The 15959-nt window shown below is 63.3% G+C and carries 12 protein-coding genes and 2 tRNA genes; 9 read left to right on the top strand and 5 right to left on the bottom strand.

All coding sequences use genetic code 11. The features are described 5' to 3' along the window. Nucleotides 1-94: 94 nt before the first annotated feature. The 3 genes from LNV08_RS08835 to LNV08_RS08825 all read right to left on the bottom strand — a co-directional run bounded on the left by LNV08_RS08835 (nt 95) and on the right by LNV08_RS08825 (nt 4563). Nucleotides 95-304 (bottom strand): putative motility protein, encoded by a 210-nt coding sequence (locus LNV08_RS08835; RefSeq protein WP_263533321.1) that lies wholly within the window; start codon nt 302-304, stop codon nt 95-97. A 72-nt stretch (nt 305-376) separates the two neighbouring features. Next, a complete protein-coding gene (gene ppc / locus LNV08_RS08830) occupies nt 377-3205 on the bottom strand; it encodes a phosphoenolpyruvate carboxylase (RefSeq protein ID WP_263533320.1) in 2829 nt (942 codons plus the stop codon). Between the two features lie 98 nt (nt 3206-3303). Beyond that, nucleotides 3304-4563, bottom strand: coding sequence for a cytochrome-c peroxidase (locus LNV08_RS08825; RefSeq protein ID WP_263533319.1), 1260 nt, complete (start codon nt 4561-4563; stop codon nt 3304-3306). Nucleotides 4564-4724: 161 nt separating this feature from the next. On the opposite strand from LNV08_RS08825, the gene LNV08_RS08820 reads away from it, so the two are divergent. The 8 genes from LNV08_RS08820 to LNV08_RS08785 all read left to right on the top strand — a co-directional run bounded on the left by LNV08_RS08820 (nt 4725) and on the right by LNV08_RS08785 (nt 11535). Further along, entirely contained in the window at nt 4725-6239 is a 1515-nt protein-coding gene (locus LNV08_RS08820; RefSeq protein WP_263533318.1) for an ATP-binding protein, read from the top strand. Next, nucleotides 6236-6961, top strand: a complete 726-nt coding sequence (locus LNV08_RS08815; RefSeq protein WP_263533317.1) for a response regulator — start codon at nt 6236-6238, stop codon at nt 6959-6961. The genes LNV08_RS08820 and LNV08_RS08815 overlap by 4 nt, the downstream gene beginning before the upstream one ends. A 35-nt stretch (nt 6962-6996) precedes the next feature. Next, a complete protein-coding gene (gene hemC, locus LNV08_RS08810; protein WP_263533316.1) occupies nt 6997-7926 on the top strand; it encodes a hydroxymethylbilane synthase in 930 nt (309 codons plus the stop codon). Nucleotides 7927-7935: 9 nt separating this feature from the next. Beyond that, the gene (locus LNV08_RS08805; RefSeq protein ID WP_263533315.1) at nt 7936-8733 is read left to right on the top strand and encodes a uroporphyrinogen-III synthase; all 798 of its coding nucleotides are present in this window, start codon (nt 7936-7938) and stop codon (nt 8731-8733) included. Further along, the gene (locus LNV08_RS08800) at nt 8730-9890 is read left to right on the top strand and encodes a uroporphyrinogen-III C-methyltransferase (protein WP_263533314.1); all 1161 of its coding nucleotides are present in this window, start codon (nt 8730-8732) and stop codon (nt 9888-9890) included. The genes LNV08_RS08805 and LNV08_RS08800 overlap by 4 nt, the downstream gene beginning before the upstream one ends. A gap of 15 nt (nt 9891-9905) precedes the next feature. Further along, on the top strand, nt 9906-11153 hold the full coding sequence (locus LNV08_RS08795; protein ID WP_263533313.1) for a heme biosynthesis HemY N-terminal domain-containing protein: 1248 nt from the start codon (nt 9906-9908) through the stop codon (nt 11151-11153). Between the two features lie 61 nt (nt 11154-11214). Next, nucleotides 11215-11291: transfer RNA gene (locus LNV08_RS08790), tRNA-Arg, on the top strand. 167 nt (nt 11292-11458) lie between these two features. After that, nucleotides 11459-11535: transfer RNA gene (locus tag LNV08_RS08785), tRNA-Arg, on the top strand. Between the two features lie 115 nt (nt 11536-11650). Here the strand turns inward: LNV08_RS08785 and LNV08_RS08780 are convergent. Then, a complete protein-coding gene (locus LNV08_RS08780) occupies nt 11651-12787 on the bottom strand; it encodes a CaiB/BaiF CoA transferase family protein (RefSeq protein ID WP_263533312.1) in 1137 nt (378 codons plus the stop codon). A gap of 57 nt (nt 12788-12844) precedes the next feature. Here LNV08_RS08780 and greB point away from each other — a divergent pair, with 57 nt between their 5' ends. Then, nucleotides 12845-13423 carry a transcription elongation factor GreB gene (gene greB, locus LNV08_RS08775; RefSeq protein ID WP_263533311.1) on the top strand — a complete coding sequence of 193 codons (579 nt, stop codon included), beginning with the start codon at nt 12845-12847 and terminating at the stop codon, nt 13421-13423. 142 nt (nt 13424-13565) lie between these two features. Here greB and LNV08_RS08770 read toward each other — a convergent pair whose 3' ends face one another. Then, the gene (locus LNV08_RS08770) at nt 13566-15854 is read right to left on the bottom strand and encodes a RelA/SpoT family protein (protein WP_263533310.1); all 2289 of its coding nucleotides are present in this window, start codon (nt 15852-15854) and stop codon (nt 13566-13568) included. Nucleotides 15855-15959 lie beyond the last annotated feature (105 nt).

The raw sequence follows: 15959 nt of genomic DNA, 5'->3' as shown, positions 1-15959 counted from the left end.
GATCAGGCGCAACGCATAGAAGTTTGCTCGCAAGCCAGAGCTTAACGGACGAATCGCTGCCCGGCACGGCGAGCATGCCGAAGCCCAACTTTTTTCAGGCGTAGGTGTTCAGTCGGGTGCCGAGCGACCCGCTGGTGGCCAGCGCAGGCTGTGTTGGCGTAGGCGGTAAGCTGCCCAGCAAGTCCATCACTCCTTGGGCCTGCAGATTGATCGCTTTTTTGAGCACCATCATCTGGGCCGAGCTTTGCACCGAGCTGCCTGAGCTGCCGACGTTGTTGACCAAGGCGGTGTTGGCGAGATCCATGACGCATGCTCCTTGAGGGGGATGCTTTCGTCATCGGCAAAAAGGCCGCTCAACTTGAGCGGCCCGCCAGCTTTAACCGGTATTGCGCAGCCCCGCCGCAATCCCGTTGATCGACAAATGAATGCCGCGCTGCACGCGCTCGAGTGCCGGATCTTCGGTCCGCTTGTCCGCCGGAATAGCGCGGTAGCGCCGCATCAGCTCGACCTGTAAGTGGTTCAGCGGGTCGATATAGGGGAAGCGGTGCTCGATCGAGCGCGCAAGCGCCGGGTTGCCGGCCAGTCGATTGGCCTCGCCGGTGATCAGGCTTAGCGCTTGCTGCGTGCGCTCGAACTCGGCCTTGACGGCAGCAAAGATCCGCTTGCCCAGGCGCTTGTCCTCGACCAGCTCGACATAGCGCTCGGCAATGCCCAGATCAGTCTTGGCCAAGACCATGTCCAGATTGGAGAGCAAGGTGCGGAAGAAGGGCCAACCTTTCAGCATGCGCTTGAGCAGGGTCAGGTTTTGCGTGTGCTGAGCTGAGCCTTCTTCGCCCAAGAACTGCAACACCGCCGAGCCGAAGCCGCACCAGCCAGGGAGTGCTACACGGCTCTGGCCCCAGCTGAAGCCCCAGGGGATGGCGCGCAGGTCTTCGATCGCGCGGGTCGCCTTGCGCGAAGCGGGGCGCGAGCCAATATTCAGCTCGGCAATTTCGCGGATCGGCGTGGCGGCGAAGAAGTACTCCGCAAAACCGGGCGTGTCATAGACCAGGCCGCGATAGGCCTTGAAGCTGGCGTCGGACAGTGTTTGCGCAGCCTCAAGAAAGCTCTTCGGCGCGTTCTTGGTCGGGTGCAGCAGCGTGGCTTCCAGCGTGGCCGCCACCAGCGTTTCCAGATTGCGCCGGCCGATTTCGGGGTTAGCGTACTTGGAGGCGATCACCTCGCCCTGTTCGGTCAGGCGGATCTGGCCGTTGACGGTGCCCGGGGGCTGGGCCAGGATGGCTTGGTAGCTCGGGCCGCCGCCGCGGCCGACCGTGCCGCCACGGCCGTGGAACAGGCGCAGCGTGATGCCATGCGCAGCGCGCAGCTTTTCGAACATCTCGACCAGCGCGATCTCGGCGCGGTAGAGCTCCCAGCTGCTGGTGAAGACGCCGCCGTCCTTGTTGGAGTCGGAGTAGCCCAGCATGATGTCTTGCTCCGCGCCACTGCGGATCAGCATGTCGGCGACACCCGGCAACTCGTAGAACTCGGCCATGATGGCCGGCGCCTCGCGCAGGTCACCAATGGTCTCGAACAGCGGCGAGACGATCAGGTCGTTGACGGCGCTGCCATCATCCAGCGTGCCGCGCAGCAGGCCGACTTCTTTCAGCAGCAGCAGCACCTCCAGCAGGTCGCTGACCGACTCGGTGTGCGAGATGATGTAGTGGCGCAGCGACTCGCGGCCGAAGCGCTGCAGCGATTCGCGCGCCGCCTCAAAAACCGCCAGCTCGGTCAGGCTGCGTTCGCTGTATTCGGCGCCGTGCACGCGCAAGGGACGAGCGTCGTTCAGCAGCTTGAGCAGCAGCTCGCGCTTGTGCGCCTCGTTCAGGCTGGAGTAATCCGATTCGATGCGAGCAATCTGCAGCAGCTCGGCCAGCACGGCCTCGTGCTGATCGGAGCTTTGGCGCAGATCCAGCGTGGCGAGGTGGAAGCCAAACACCCGCACCGCACGCATCAGCGGCTTCAGACGCGGCGCGATCAGCGCCTCGGCGTGGTTGCTGCGCAGCGAGGCCTCGATCACGGCCAGATCGGCCAGCAGCTCGTCGGCGCTTGCATAGGGCTCTTGGGGTGCGACCGCGTGGCGCATCGCCTCGGTGCCGGTCAGCTGGTGCAAGGTGGCGGCAGCGCGCGCATACATGCCCGTCAAAGCGCGGCGATAGGGCTCGTCCATGCGGTGCTCGTTGCGGTCCGGGCTGCGTTCGGCCAAGGCCTGCATCGCGGGCGAGACCTGTGCCAAACGGGCCGAAATCGACAGCTCCGCGCCCAGTTCATGCAGCTCGGTCAGGTAATGGCGCAGCGCCACCTCGCTCTGGCGCGCCAGCGCATGGCGCATGGTGGTGGCGGTGACATTGGGGTTGCCGTCACGGTCGCCGCCGATCCAGTGGCCCATGCGCAAAAAGCTGTTGAAGTCATGGCCCGGCAGCGCTTCTTCCAGCTCGGCATAGAGCTTGGGGATCTGGCGCAAAAAGGTTGATTGGTAATAGGACAGCGCGTTCTCGATCTCGTCGGCCACCGTCAGCTTGCTGTAGCGCAGCATGCGGGTCTGCCAGAGCTGGGTGACGCGGGCGCGGATGGCGGCCTCGTTGTCACGGTGCTCACGCTCGGTGTGCAGCTCATCGCGCTGCTCGACCAACTGCGCGACGGCGCGCTCGGCGTCCAGAATGCTCTTGCGCTGCACCTCGGTCGGGTGGGCGGTCAAGACGGGCGAGATGAAGCCGTGATGCAAGGTCTTGGCGATCTCGGCCGGGCGCACGCCGGCGTCGTGCAGGCGCTCCAGCGCGAAGGCCAGCGAGCCGGCTTGTTGGCTGCCGGCGCGCTCATGAATCTCACGCCGGCGCACATGGTGGCGGTCTTCGGCGATATTGGCCAGATGCGAGAAATAGCTGAAGGCGCGGATCACACTGACCGCTTGTTCGCCGCTCAGGCTCTTGAGCAGCTTGTCAAAGCTCTTGCCCGCCTGTGCGTCGGCCTTGTGGCGATAAGCGACCGAGAGCTTGCGGATGCGCTCGATCAGCTCATAGGTGTCGCGCCCCTCTTGCTCGCGAATCACCTCGCCCAGAATGCGGCCCAGCAGACGAATGTCATCCATCAAGGGCAGGTTTTTGTCGGCAGCAGTAGGTGCAGACTTTTTGGCGCGGGACACTGGGCTTACTGGCTTGGGCGGCATGGCGGGGCTCGTCAGAAGGGTGAAACATGCATGTAACCAAGTTACATGTTTCTGACTTTAACAGTTTCTTTGCGCCTTGCCAGCCCAGCCTGTGCAGATTAGGGCGAACTGTTGAATCCGTCCGACAGCGTGTGCAAGAAAGCGACCAGATCGCCCACATCTTGAGGGCTCAAGGCGGGCGGCTGATTGGCGCGCCGTCCGAACGGTGGACCCTGGTGAACATTGGCCCGGTAGGCAGCGGGCAAGTCGTTGAAGCGCTGCACCTGGCCGGCGACGAACGGGTACCAGCGCGCCGGGTCGCTGTCTCGCGTGGCGTAAAAGGCCACGGCATCCTCCAAGGTCTTGACGGCGCCGTTGTGAAAATAGGGCGCGGTCAAGGCCACATTGCGAAGCGTCGGTACTTTGAACATGCCGCATAAATCGCTGCGGCCGCTCAAGTCGCTGCGCTGCGGGCCGCATAGACCGAGGTCGAAAAAGGCGGGGTCAGCCGTGGCCTGGCTGCTGTTGCGCGGCACGCCGAGGGCGAAGTAGCGGAAGTTGCTGAAGGCGGCGGGCTGGCCATTGGGCCTGGGCGAGCTGTCATGGCAGGCCGCGCAATTGCCGCGTTGCGGGTCATTGAAGGTGGCCAGCCCGCGCGCCTCTTGGGCCGTGAAGCTGGCGCGGCCGGCCTGCACCGCGTCGAACTTGCTGCTGTGCGCGTGGAAGTCGATATCGCTGACTTGGTAGGCCGCCAAGGCGCTGGTGACGGCCTGCAGCAATTGCTCGTCGCTGGCGCTGGCGCTCAGATTGGCGCTGCGCACAAGGTCGGGGAAGTAGCTCAAGGCGCGCAGCTTGTTGCTGAAGGCCGGCCCTTCCGTATTGGCCATCTCTTTGGCGTTGAACAAGGGGCCACGGGCTTGCGCCTCACGGCTGTCGGCGCGGCCGTCCCAGAACAGGCCGCCCTGTGGGTCGCCTTGGGCATTGAAGCGGAAGGCGCCCGCGCCTTCGAGGTAGTTCAGGCTGGGGCTGCTGCGCAGGCCTTGCGCCTGACCATCGATGCCGCCCAGCGGCAGGAAGCCACCGGCGGGGTCGGCATGGCCAGCCGCTTGCACATGGCAGCCCGCGCAGGACAGCTTGCCGCTGGCGGACAGGCTGACTTCATTGAACAGGCGATCGCCGACTTCGCTCAGGGTCAGTGGCGCAGGGTTTGGTGCCGGCGCAGGAGCAGGAGCCGGGGCCGGGGCCGGCTTGGCCATCGGGGCTACTGTTGTGTCGCTTGCGCCGCCGCCGCTGCCTCCGCCACAGGCACTCAAGATCAGTAATGCGCCAGCGCCAAAGTGGGCGAAGAAGGGGTGGCGAATTTTGCTGGGGCCGTTCATAGGGTTCTCCGTCAAGCCAAGGGGTGAGCGCAAGCTTGAGCAAAGTCTGTGCACAGAGGATGGATGAAATGTGGAGATGAGCTCCATAGTTGCCGATCAATGTCTGCGTAAGATGGCGCTTCACTCCCTTGCGGTCCACTCCTTTGCGCATTCGCTTACGCTTGCTTCATCAACTTTCGCTGCTGTTGCTGGCCAGCACGGCCTTGGCGGTGTTGGCGATGGCGGGTGTGGTGGCGTGGAATTTGCGCGCTGGCTTCAGCGACTATTTGCGCGCCCAAGATGGGCAAATGCTGGATCGCCTGATGCTGCTGGCCGAGCAAGACTTGGCGCAGCGCCGGCAAGTGCCGGGCTTGTGGCCCGAGCGACCCGAACAGTGGCGGCCCGTGCTGAGGCAGTGGTTGGACGGCAGCCTTGAATTGAGCGATGGCCGCCGTGCGGGGGGTGTTTTTGATGAACCCGATGCCGGTCGGCCTCCGCCGCGCCGGCCACCTCTTTTTGGAGGCTGGCGCGATCGGCCGCCACCACCACATCCTCCTCCTCCTCCTCGGCCCAATGGCGACCCGAATTTGTTCGGACCCCGTCTTGTGCTCCTGGATGCGAGCGGTACGCGGGCGCTGGCCGGTCACCGAGAAGTGCTCGATTTGCCCGGGCAGCTGCGTGCGCTCAAAGTTGAGGGCGACACCGTCTTGATGTTGCGTTTGGCCGAGCGGGCTGGCCCCGCGCAGGGCGTGGATGCGAGCTTTTTGCGCCGTCAATATTGGGGCTTGGGCGGCATGGCGGTCTTGTTGATTGCGCTGGCGCTGTTGGCGGCGCGCTTGCTTGCGGCGCGTTGGGTGCGGCCGCTTCAAGCGGCGCAGGCGGCGACCCGCAGAATCGCCCATGGTGAGTTGAGCGTGCGGATTGCCAAACAGCGCGATGACGAGCTGGGCGAACTCAGCGAGGACATCAACGCCATGGCTGCGGCGCTGGCGCGGCTGGAATCGAGCCGGCGGCGCTGGATTGCCGAGCTTTCGCATGAGTTGCGCACGCCCTTGGCGGTGCTGCGTGCTGAGTTGGAGGCCTTGCAAGACGGCATCCGGCCGCTGGACGCTGCGGCGCTGGCGTCACTGCAAGATGAGGTGCAGCGCTTGAGTCGGCTGACCGATGACTTCCATACCCTGGCGATGTCCGAACTGCAGGAGTTGCCTTGCAAATTCGCGCCGGCCGATGTGCCTGCCCTGTTGAGCGAAACCTTGGCGCGGATTCGCTCGCGCGCGGTGGGTGCCGGTTTGACCTTGCAGTCCGATTGGCCGCAGGCCTTGCCTCAAGCGCTGTGGGACGGAGAGCGCATCGCGCAGATGATGGCCAATCTGCTTGAAAACAGCTTGCGCTATACCGATGCGCCGGGCTTGGTGCGCCTGAGTACCAGGCTCCTGGGCGAGCATATCGAGATCAGCCTCGACGACAGCAAGCCGGGCGTGCCGGCTGCCGCCTTGGCGCATTTATTCGAGCCGCTTTATCGGGTGGACGCTTCGCGCAGCCGGCAGGCCGGCGGCAGTGGCTTAGGGCTGGGTGTGGCGCAGGCCATCGCCCGCAGTCACGGTGGTCACCTGCAGGCTGAGCCTTCGAGCTTGGGCGGATTGACGTTGCGCCTGACCTTGCCCTTGCGGCCGCCGGCAGCAAAGGGGGTGGTATGAAACATGATGCGCGGCGCATTCTGGTTGTTGAAGATGAGCCCAAGCTAGCCGCCGTGCTGTGCGATTACTTGCACGCCGCCGGCTATGTCTGCGAATGGCTGGCCGATGGGCGCCAAGCCTTGCATCGCGTGCAAGACAACAGCCAAACCAAGCCGGCGGCGATGTTGCTGGACCTGATGTTGCCGGGCCTGGACGGCCTGGAGGTGTGCCGGGGCGTGCGCCTGCTGTCCGATCTGCCCATCCTCATCATCAGCGCTCGGGTCGATGAGCTGGACCGACTCTTGGGCCTGGAGTTGGGTGCCGATGACTATGTCTGCAAGCCCTTCAGTCCGCGCGAGGTCGTGGCGCGGGTGCGGGCTTTGTTGCGGCGCGCCGATGGCCGCTTGACGCCCGCGGGTCAGCAAACTCCTGTTCAGCCCTTGATCGGCGGCTTCACCGTGGACGAAGCAGGCCAGCGCCTGGCTTGGCAGGGTCAGGTCTTGCATCTGACGCCGGTGGAGTTCAAATTGCTGCGCTTGCTCCTGTCTCAGCCCGGCCGTGTGTTCGAGCGCAGCCAATTGCTGGACGCCATCCATGAAGATTTCCGCGACGTCAGCGACCGCGTGGTCGACAGCCATGTCAAGAACATCCGCCGCAAGCTGGCCGCGCTGCAGCCGCCGCAGGATTGCATCAGCGCGGTCTATGGCGTCGGCTATCGCTTTGATCCGGCAGCTATTGCTTGAAGCAGGGTGAATGACTCGCCTGATAGCATTCGGTCATGACCGAAAACATCATCATCGCAACCCGTGAAAGTCGCCTTGCCCTGTGGCAGGCCGAGCATGTCAAAGCCTTGCTGGAGCAGCGCCTGCAATTGCAGGTCGACCTGCTGGGCATGACGACCCGCGGCGACCAGATTCTCGACCGCAGCTTGTCCAAGGTGGGCGGCAAGGGACTGTTCGTCAAGGAGCTGGAAACCGCCTTGGAGGAGGGCCGGGCCCACCTGGCCGTGCATTCCTTGAAGGATGTGCCGATGGAATTGCCGGCCGGCTTCGAGCTGGTGGCAATTCTGGAGCGCGAAGATCCGCGTGACGCCTTTGTTTCCAATCTCTATGCCAGCCTGGCCGAGTTGCCGCAGGGCGCGGTGGTTGGCACATCCAGCTTGCGCCGGGTGGTGCAACTCAAGGCCTTGCGGCCGGACCTGCAGATTGAGCCCTTGCGCGGCAATCTGGACACCCGTTTGCGCAAGCTCGACGAGGGCGGTTATGCCGCGATTGTCCTGGCTTCGGCCGGGCTCAAGCGGCTTGGGCTGGCATCGCGCATTCGCTGCTGCTTCAGCGTTGAGGAAATGATTCCCTGCGCCGGCCAAGGTGCGCTCGGGATTGAGGTGCGTGCCGACGCGCTTAGCCTGAAAAGTAGTCTGAGCGGCTTGATCGATATCCCTACCTGGCTGGCAACACAGGCCGAGCGTGCTGTTTCACGCAGCCTGGGCGGCAGCTGCAGCATGCCGCTGGCAGCGCATGCCCATTGGGTTGGGGCCGAGCTGCACATGGCCGTCGCCTTGGGCGACGCGGAGCAGACCGAGCGCCCACTGCTGAAGGCTTCTATTCGGGCCGCCGTGCAGTCGGTCGAGCAGGCCTTGAGCTTCGGCGAGCAGGCCGCGCAAGCCTTGCGGGATTTGGGCGCGCAAAGCTATTTGCCGCTTGCGTGAAAGTTCGCTGTGAGCGAGGCTGAACAGACGCTATTGCTGACCCGCCCCAAGCAGCAGGCGGGTGAATGGCTGGCGCGTATGGCGGCATTGGGGGTGCAGGCGGTCAGCTTGCCCTTGATCGACATCGTGCCGACCGACGGGCAGGCGGCTCGCGCCGCCGGAACCTTGTTGCCAACAGCTGCTTTGGCGGTGTTTGTCAGCCCGAATGCGGTGACGCAGTTTTTTGCCGCGCAAGCGCCGGGTTTCGCGTGGCCCGCGCACACCCTGGCGGCTTGTGTAGGCCCAGGCAGTGCGCAGGCTTTGCGCGCGGCCGGCGTTCCGGCGGCCCTGATCGTGCAGCCGCCGGCCGATTCACCGAGCCTGGATTCTGAACATCTGTGGCCCCAGCTGCGCGAGCGCGCTTGGGGCGGCCGGCGCGTGCTGATGATCAGAGGCGACGGTGGGCGTGAATGGCTGGCCGATCGCTTGCGTGAACTGGGCGCCATGCCCGAGTTTTTCAGCGTTTACCAGCGGCGCTGCCCAGAGCTGACGCTGCCCGAGCAGGCCTTGCTGCAAGCGGCACTGAGCGCGCCCGGGCGCTATGTTTGGCTGTTCAGCAGTGCCGAGGCGATCGGCTATTTGCACACGCTGAGCGGGCCTGCTGCTGATTGGCGACATGCCCGTTGCATTGCGACTCATGCGCGAATTGCGGCGCGCGCCGAGGAACTTGGCGTCGGGCATGTGGTTTTGGCGCGACCCGATGCACGCGCAGTGGCCGAAGCCTTGGGTGTGATGCGAGGCCGGCCCCTACAATCATTTTCACTGTGAGTGAAACCCAACAAACCCCTCAAGAGACCGGCCCCGCGCCCGCCGTCTCGTCCGCCGCACCTTACCCTGTGGCCGCCCCAAGCGCCGCTTTGCCCGGCTGGTTGCCGGTGACGGCGGTGATCTTGGCCCTGACATCATTTGGCGGCCTTGGCTTGGCCTGGCAAGGCCTCAGCCGGCAACAAGCGCTGGAGCAGGAATTGGTGCGCCGCCAAGCTTTGGTGCAGGCCGATGCCAGCGAAGCCAAGGCAGCATCCAAGCAGTCGCAAGACTTGACGCGTGATACCGCGGCCAAGGTGGCTTTGCTCGACGCACGCTTGGCCGAAGTGGCCTTGCAGCGGGGCCAGTTGGAGGAGTTGATTCAATCGATGTCGCGCTCGCGAGATGAGAATGTGATTGGCGATATCGAGGCTTCCATCCGTGTCGCCTTGCAGCAGTCCAGCATCACCGGTAGCGCCGAGCCCTTGATCGCGACGCTGAAGCAGGCCGAGGAGCGCCTATTGCGCTACAAGCAGCCGCGCATGGAAGGCGTGCGCCGGGCCGTGGCGCGCGACCTGGACCGGGTCAAGGCGATCAGCGTGGTCGATATGTCGACGCTGACGATCAAGCTCGACGAGGTGGTGCGTCTTCTGGATGAATTGCCCTTGATGGCGAGTGCCGAGCGTTCCGACGGCAAGGGCCGCGAGGACAAGGCGGCGGCGGCCAACACGCCGAAAAATACCCGTAGCCAAGGTACAGGCGCCAAGCCCGCCGCGCCAGCAGATGGTACGTTGGCGACTTGGTGGTGGCAGGCCAAAACCGGCTTGAGCGAAGCCGCCGGCTTGGTGTGGGGTGAGGCCAGAACCTTGTTGCGCGTGACCCGGATCGATCATCCCGAGGCTGCCTTGCTGGCCCCGGATCAAGCATTTTTCTTGCGAGAGAATTTGAAACTCCGCCTGCTCAATGCGCGGCTGGCCTTGTTGAGTCGACAGTTTGATACCGCGCAAGCCGACCTGCGCGATGCCCAAGAGGCCTTGGCGCGCTACTTTGACCCGCAATCGCGCAAGGTGGTGGCGGCCAATGACTTGATCCGCCAAGTGGCGGGCCAAGCACGCCAGGTCAACGTGCCCCGACCCGACGACACGCTGGCGGCCTTGGCCGCCGCAGCGGCCGGACGCTGAACGGGGGCAAGGGCGATGCGCACCGTTATTTGGTTGATTTTGCTGTTTGCCGTGGCTGTGGTTGCGGCGCTGGTGCTGGGTCGCAACGACGGCCTGGCCAGTTTTTATTGGAATGGCTGGCGGCTTGATGTCTCGCTGAATCTGTTCTTGCTGGTTTTGGTGGGTTCATGTTTTGCGCTGGTGACCGCGATACAGACGCTGCACGCCTTGACGACCTTGCCCGAACGTGCGCGAGCCTGGCGCCTTGCGCAGCGCGAACGTTCGGCACAGCTGGCGCTGCGTGAAGCCTTGGCCGAGTTCTTCGGTGCGCGCTATGGCCGCGCTCAAAAAGCCGCTCAACGGGCCTTGAGCATTCACCAGCAGACGCCGGAGTTGGTGCAAGACCCAGGCTTCACGGCGCTGGGTCATTTACTCAGCGCTAGCAGCGCACATCGCCTGCAGGACAGGCGGCGCAGGGATGAACAGTTGCAGTTGGCTTTGGAGTTATCCAAGCGCAGCTCGACCACTCGCGCACAAGAGGAGGGCGCCTTGTTGCTGGCGGCCGAATGGGCCTTGGATGACCGCGATGCCGGCCGTGCGCTGGACTTGCTGGCCGACTTGAATCCGGGCGTGGCGCGTCGCACACAAGCACTGCGTTTGAAGCTGCAGGCCACCCGCTTGGCCAAACAGCCCTTGGAGGCCTTGCGCACGGCTCGTTTGTTGGCCAAGCATCAGGGCTTTTCCAAGGCTGCGGCGCAGGGCTTGCTGAGGTCGCTGGCCTTTGAGGCGCTGGACGGCGCGCGTGATGCGGATCAGCTCCGCGCTGTTTGGCAGCAACTCGACAATGTCGACAGGCGTGATGTGGTGGTCGCCGCCCGCGCCACTCAGCGCGCCGCTGCGCTGGGCGCGCCGGAAGATGGCCGCGGCTGGCTGCGTCCATTCTGGGACGATATTGCCGACCTGTCACCAGATGACCGGGCGGTGCTGGCCGAGGCCTTGGTGCCGGTCTTGCCGGGGCTAGGCCCGGAATGGCTGCAGCGTCTGGAGTCTGCGGTGCAGCGCTTCCCGCGCGACAAGTATCTGGCCTATGCCCTGGGTCATGCGCTGGCCGAGCGTCAGCTCTGGGGCAAAGCCTGCATGATGTTGGAGCAGGTGGGGGAAGACCATGCCATGCCTGCTGCGGCGCGGCGGCGGAGTTGGTTGATGTTGGCGCAAATGGCCGATGGCGACGGCAATCAAGAACGGCGTGCGCGCTGCCATGAGGCTGCAGCCTTGATTCAGTAAAACTTGTTTGGGCCGAAAGGCTTGCAAGCCAAGTAAAAATCGTGCTACACTGCGAGGCTTGGCGGCTGTAGCTCAGTTGGATAGAGTACTTGGCTACGAACCAAGGGGTCGTGGGTTCGAATCCTGCCAGCCGCACCAAAAATAAAAAGTACCGAAAAGTACGCTAATAAGAAACTGAAAAGCACTCATGAAAAATCATGGGTGCTTTTTCAATTCCTGCCGAGGATTTCAAGTGGCAGTTTTGTGAAGAATATTTGATTCTTTTGCTTTGGTCGATAATTCGATGCTATAGTAGAGGGCTTGGAGCGGCTGTAGCTCAGTTGGATAGAGTACTTGGCTACGAACCAAGGGGTCGTGGGTTCGAATCCTGCCAGCCGCACCAAAACCATAAAAACGGGAAGGGCCAGTGAGAAATCACTGGCCCTTTTCTATTTGTACTTTGGATTATCCAATCGCAGATTGGGCGCCAATTCTGGGACGTCAAACCGGGCGCCAATTCAGGCAGGCGCCATCTGTTTGATTTGTTCCAAATTGAAGCCCAGTTCGAGCAGCAACTCCCTGCTGTGTTGACCCGGCAGCGGCCCCGCTTGTGGTGGCCGAGCTTGACTGCGTGAAAAACGCGGCGCGGCGGCCGCTTGAAGCTCACCCTCGACCTCTGCAAAGTTGCCGCGCCAGCGGTTATGCGGATGTTCGGCGGCTTCGTCCAAGGTCAATACCGGCGCAAAGCAGGCCTCCGAGCCTTCCAGCAGCTCGCACCATTGCGTGCGCGTTTTGCTTTTGATCCGATCAGCCACGCGCGCTCGTAGGCCTGGCCACTGAGCGGCGTCATATTGCCGGCTCGGGTCAACATCGCTGAGTTCGAGCAAACGCAACATCTCGCGGTAGAACTTTGGCTCCAGCGCGCCCAGGGTGATGTAGCGGCCGTCCGCGCATTCAAAGCTGTCGTAAAAGGGCGAGTTGTGCAGGAACAGGTTCTGCTCCGGCGTGGCGGGCCACATGCCACTGCCCCGCATCGAATGGATCAAACCGCTGAGCGCACTGACGCCGTCAATCATCGCAGCGTCCACGACCTGACCCCGCCCGCTGCGCTGGGCCTCCAGAATGGCGCAGAGCAGACCAAAGGCAAGAAACATCGCGCCGCCCGCCATATCGCCGATCAAGGTGGCGGGCAAACTGGGCGCCGCACCTGCCCGTGAGGCGATAGCGCTGACGCCGCTCAGGGCGACAAAATTGATGTCGTGGCCCGGCGCTTGGGCGAGCGGCCCGGTCTGGCCCCAGCCGGTGACGCGGCCAAACACCAGCTGCGGGTTGCTGACCTCGAAAGCTGCCGGCGCCAGGCCGAGATGCTCCATCACGCCGGGTCTATAGCCTTCAATCAAGGCGCTGGCGCCGTTGATCAAGGCCTTGGCGGCCTGCAGGCCCAGCGTTGACTTCAGGTCCAGGCAGATCGAGCGTTTGCCGCGGTTGATGGCGTTGCCGGTGTTTAAACCCCTCAAGGCCGCAGGTCGCTCGATCACGATCACGTCGGCGCCCATGTCGGCCAACAATCTGCCGCAAAAGGGCGCTGGGCCGAGGCCGGCCATCTCGATCACGCGCAGACCTTGCAGTGGACCCTTGGCAGCTTGATTGCTCATCGTTCGGATAACCTGGTTGAAGTGCGTGGGCGATTGGCTTGGCGCCACAATACACGCATGAACAAGGCATTCACCAAAGAAAGCGACCATCAAGACGATGAAGAGGAGGGTGCCTCAGGCGCGCTACCTGCCTTACCGCAAGGCACTCGCAACTACATGACGCCCGAGGGCTATGCCCGCATGCGGGCGGAGTTTATGACGCTGCTGGATGAAGAGCGTCCCAAGATCGTCGAAATTGTTTCCTGGGCCGCCAAGAATGGTGACCGCTCCGAGAATGGCGACTATCTGTACGGTAAGAAGCGCTTGCGCGAAATTGACCGCCGCTTGCGCTTTTTGACCAAGCGGCTGGATATCGCCGAGGTCGCCGACCCCAGCATCCACTACGGCAAGGATCAGGTCTTTTTCGGCGCGACCGTGACCTACTCAAACGCCAAAGGCGAAGAGCGCACGATCACCATCAAGGGCATCGACGAGTCTGACAGCTTGGCCGGCGAGGTCAGCTGGATTGCGCCGATAGCGCGTGTGCTGCTGAAGTCACGCGAGGGCGATGAGTTGCAGCTGATGACGCCGGGCGGACTGGAGCAGATCGAGGTCCTGGAAGTGCACTATCCGGCGCCTGGTTCTTCGGGCGCATAGGCCGAATTGAGTCGATGAAGGCCGGACGCCGGGCCGCCCCAAGGCAGGCCCTGTGCCGATGTGATCGTGGGGTAACCCCCGCGATCATGGGCGTCCCCTCGGGGGACCGCCTGCGTACTCGCAAATCAACGGGAATTGGGGCCTACGGCTTGACGCGCCAAACCCGCAATACGGCCGGAGAGCGTTTCAAGGTACGCAGCACATCGGCCAAGTGCAGCCGGTCACGCACCGACAGCAGCAAGTTCATCTCGGCGGTTTCGCGTTGCTGCGACTCGTCACTCATCAAGATATGGGTGATGTCGGCTTCGGCCGCGCTGACGGCGGCAGCGACTTGCGCCAGCACACCCTTGCCGTTGTTGAGCAGCAGCGAGACGGCGGCTTCAAAGGGGCGGGTTAACTCATCGGCCCAGTGGACGGCAATCCAATGCTCGCTGTCACGTGCAAACAGCTTGCGGCCCACCTGGCATTCGGCGGTGTGAACCAGCAGGCCTTCGCCGCGGCCCAAATAGCCCTTGACCTCATCGCCGGGGATCGGCCGGCAACAAGTAGCTAAGCGCACCGAGGCGCCTTCGCTGCCGTCCAGCGTGACCTGACCCTGGGCCGGCTCGGCGTCAGCGGCGAAGCGCCCCATGCTGAGCATCACGGCGTCGGGCCGCTGGCCCTGCGCGGACAACATGCGGGCCAGCTTTTTGGCCACGATGGTGGCGATCTTGCGGCCCAGGCCAATCTCCACCAGCAACTCGTCCACATGGCGGTTGCCGGCCCAACGCGCCAGTTGCTGCCAGAGCTGGGCGGCACTGTCGGTGCCGGCGGCGTCTTCGGCGTCCTCATGCAGGCTTGGCAAGGCCAAGCCTTCGGCACGCAAGGCTTGCGAGAGCATTTTTTCGCCCAAATCGCGCGATTCGTCTTGCTCCAGATTCTTCAAGAAATGCCGGATCTTGGAGCGTGCTCGGCCGGTGCGTACAAAGCTCAACCAGGCCGGATTCGGGCGAGCCCCGGCCGCAGTGACGATCTCGATCACATCGCCGCTGCGCAATTCGGTCCGCAAAGGCACGGCCTCGCCGTTGATTTGCGCCGCCACGCAATGGTCGCCCACGTCGGAGTGGATCGCGTAGGCAAAGTCCACCGGCGTGGCACCTTTGGGCAGGGCCATGATCTTGGACTTGGGCGTGAAGACGTAGACCGCGTCGGGGAAGAGGTCGATCTTGACATGCTCAAGGAACTCGTTGGCGTCACGGGTTTCGTCTTGAATTTCGATCAGTGACTGCAACCAGCGCGCACCCATTTGCTGCGCGCTGTGCGCGCCGCCACTGTCTTTGTAGAGCCAATGTGCGGCAACGCCTTTTTCGGCCACCATATGCATGGCTTCGGTTCGAATCTGGAACTCCACCGGCGTGCCCAGCGGGCTCACCAGGGTGGTGTGCAGCGACTGATAGCCATTCGGCTTGGGGATGGCGATGTAATCCTTGAAGCGGCCAGGCTGTGGCTTGTAGAGTTGGTGCAGCACGCCCAGGCTGAGGTAGCAGTGGGGCAGGTCGGCCACGACGACTCGAAAGCCAAAAATGTCGCTGACCTGAGCAAAACTCAGGTGCTTGTCCTTCATCTTTTTATAGATGGAATAGATGGTCTTCTCGCGGCCGTCGATCTCTGCCTTGTATTGCGCGCCCTCAAAGGCTTTCAACACATCTTTTTCAATCCGCGACACCAGATCGCGCCGATTGCCGCGCGCCTTGGAGATGGCCTTGCTCAAGGCGGCATGGCGCCATGGGTTGATATGCTGGAAGGACAGGTCTTGTAGTTCGCGGTAAATTTGGTTCAGACCCAGGCGATGCGCAATCGGGGCGTAGATGTCCAGCGTTTCGCGCGCAATGCGGCGGCGTTTGATGGCGGCCATCGCCTCCATGGTGCGCATATTGTGCAATCGGTCGGCCAGCTTGATCAGGATTACGCGCACGTCCCTAGCCATCGCCAGCAGCATCTTGCGAAAGCTCTCGGCTTGCGATTCTTCTTTGGTCGAGAACTGCAGCTTGTCCAGCTTGGTCAGGCCGTCGACCAATTCCGCCGTGGGTGCCTCGAAGCGCTCGATCAACTCGGTCTTGGTGACGCCGCAATCCTCCATCGCGTCATGCATCAGCGCTGCCATGATGGCTTGTGCGTCGAGACGCCATTCGGCGCAGATGCCGGCCACCGCGATCGGGTGGGTGATGTAGGGTTCACCGCTGGCGCGGAACTGGCCCAGATGGGCCTCGTCGGCGAATTTATAGGCCTCGCGCACGCGCTTGATATCGGCCTTGGGCAGATAGCTCAGCAGATGCAGCAAGGCGTCGAAAGACGCCGCTTCGGCAGCGGTCGGCTCGATGGGCGAACGCAGGCCTGGTAGGCCGGTGAGGGCCGCAGGCAAGCGGGAGGCAGCAAATGATCGAAAACCCATAGCGCCTAATTTAACGCATCAGCGGGGCAAGCTAGCGCACAGGGGCACTCAGAAACGACAACGGGCGCCCGAAGGCGCCCGCGTGCAGCGAAATTTATCGCCAGG

The organism is Paucibacter sp. TC2R-5 (genome assembly GCF_025717605.1).
GTDB lineage: Bacteria > Pseudomonadota > Gammaproteobacteria > Burkholderiales > Burkholderiaceae_C > Paucibacter_A > Paucibacter_A albus.
This window is presented reverse-complemented; position numbering and strand designations above follow the sequence as displayed.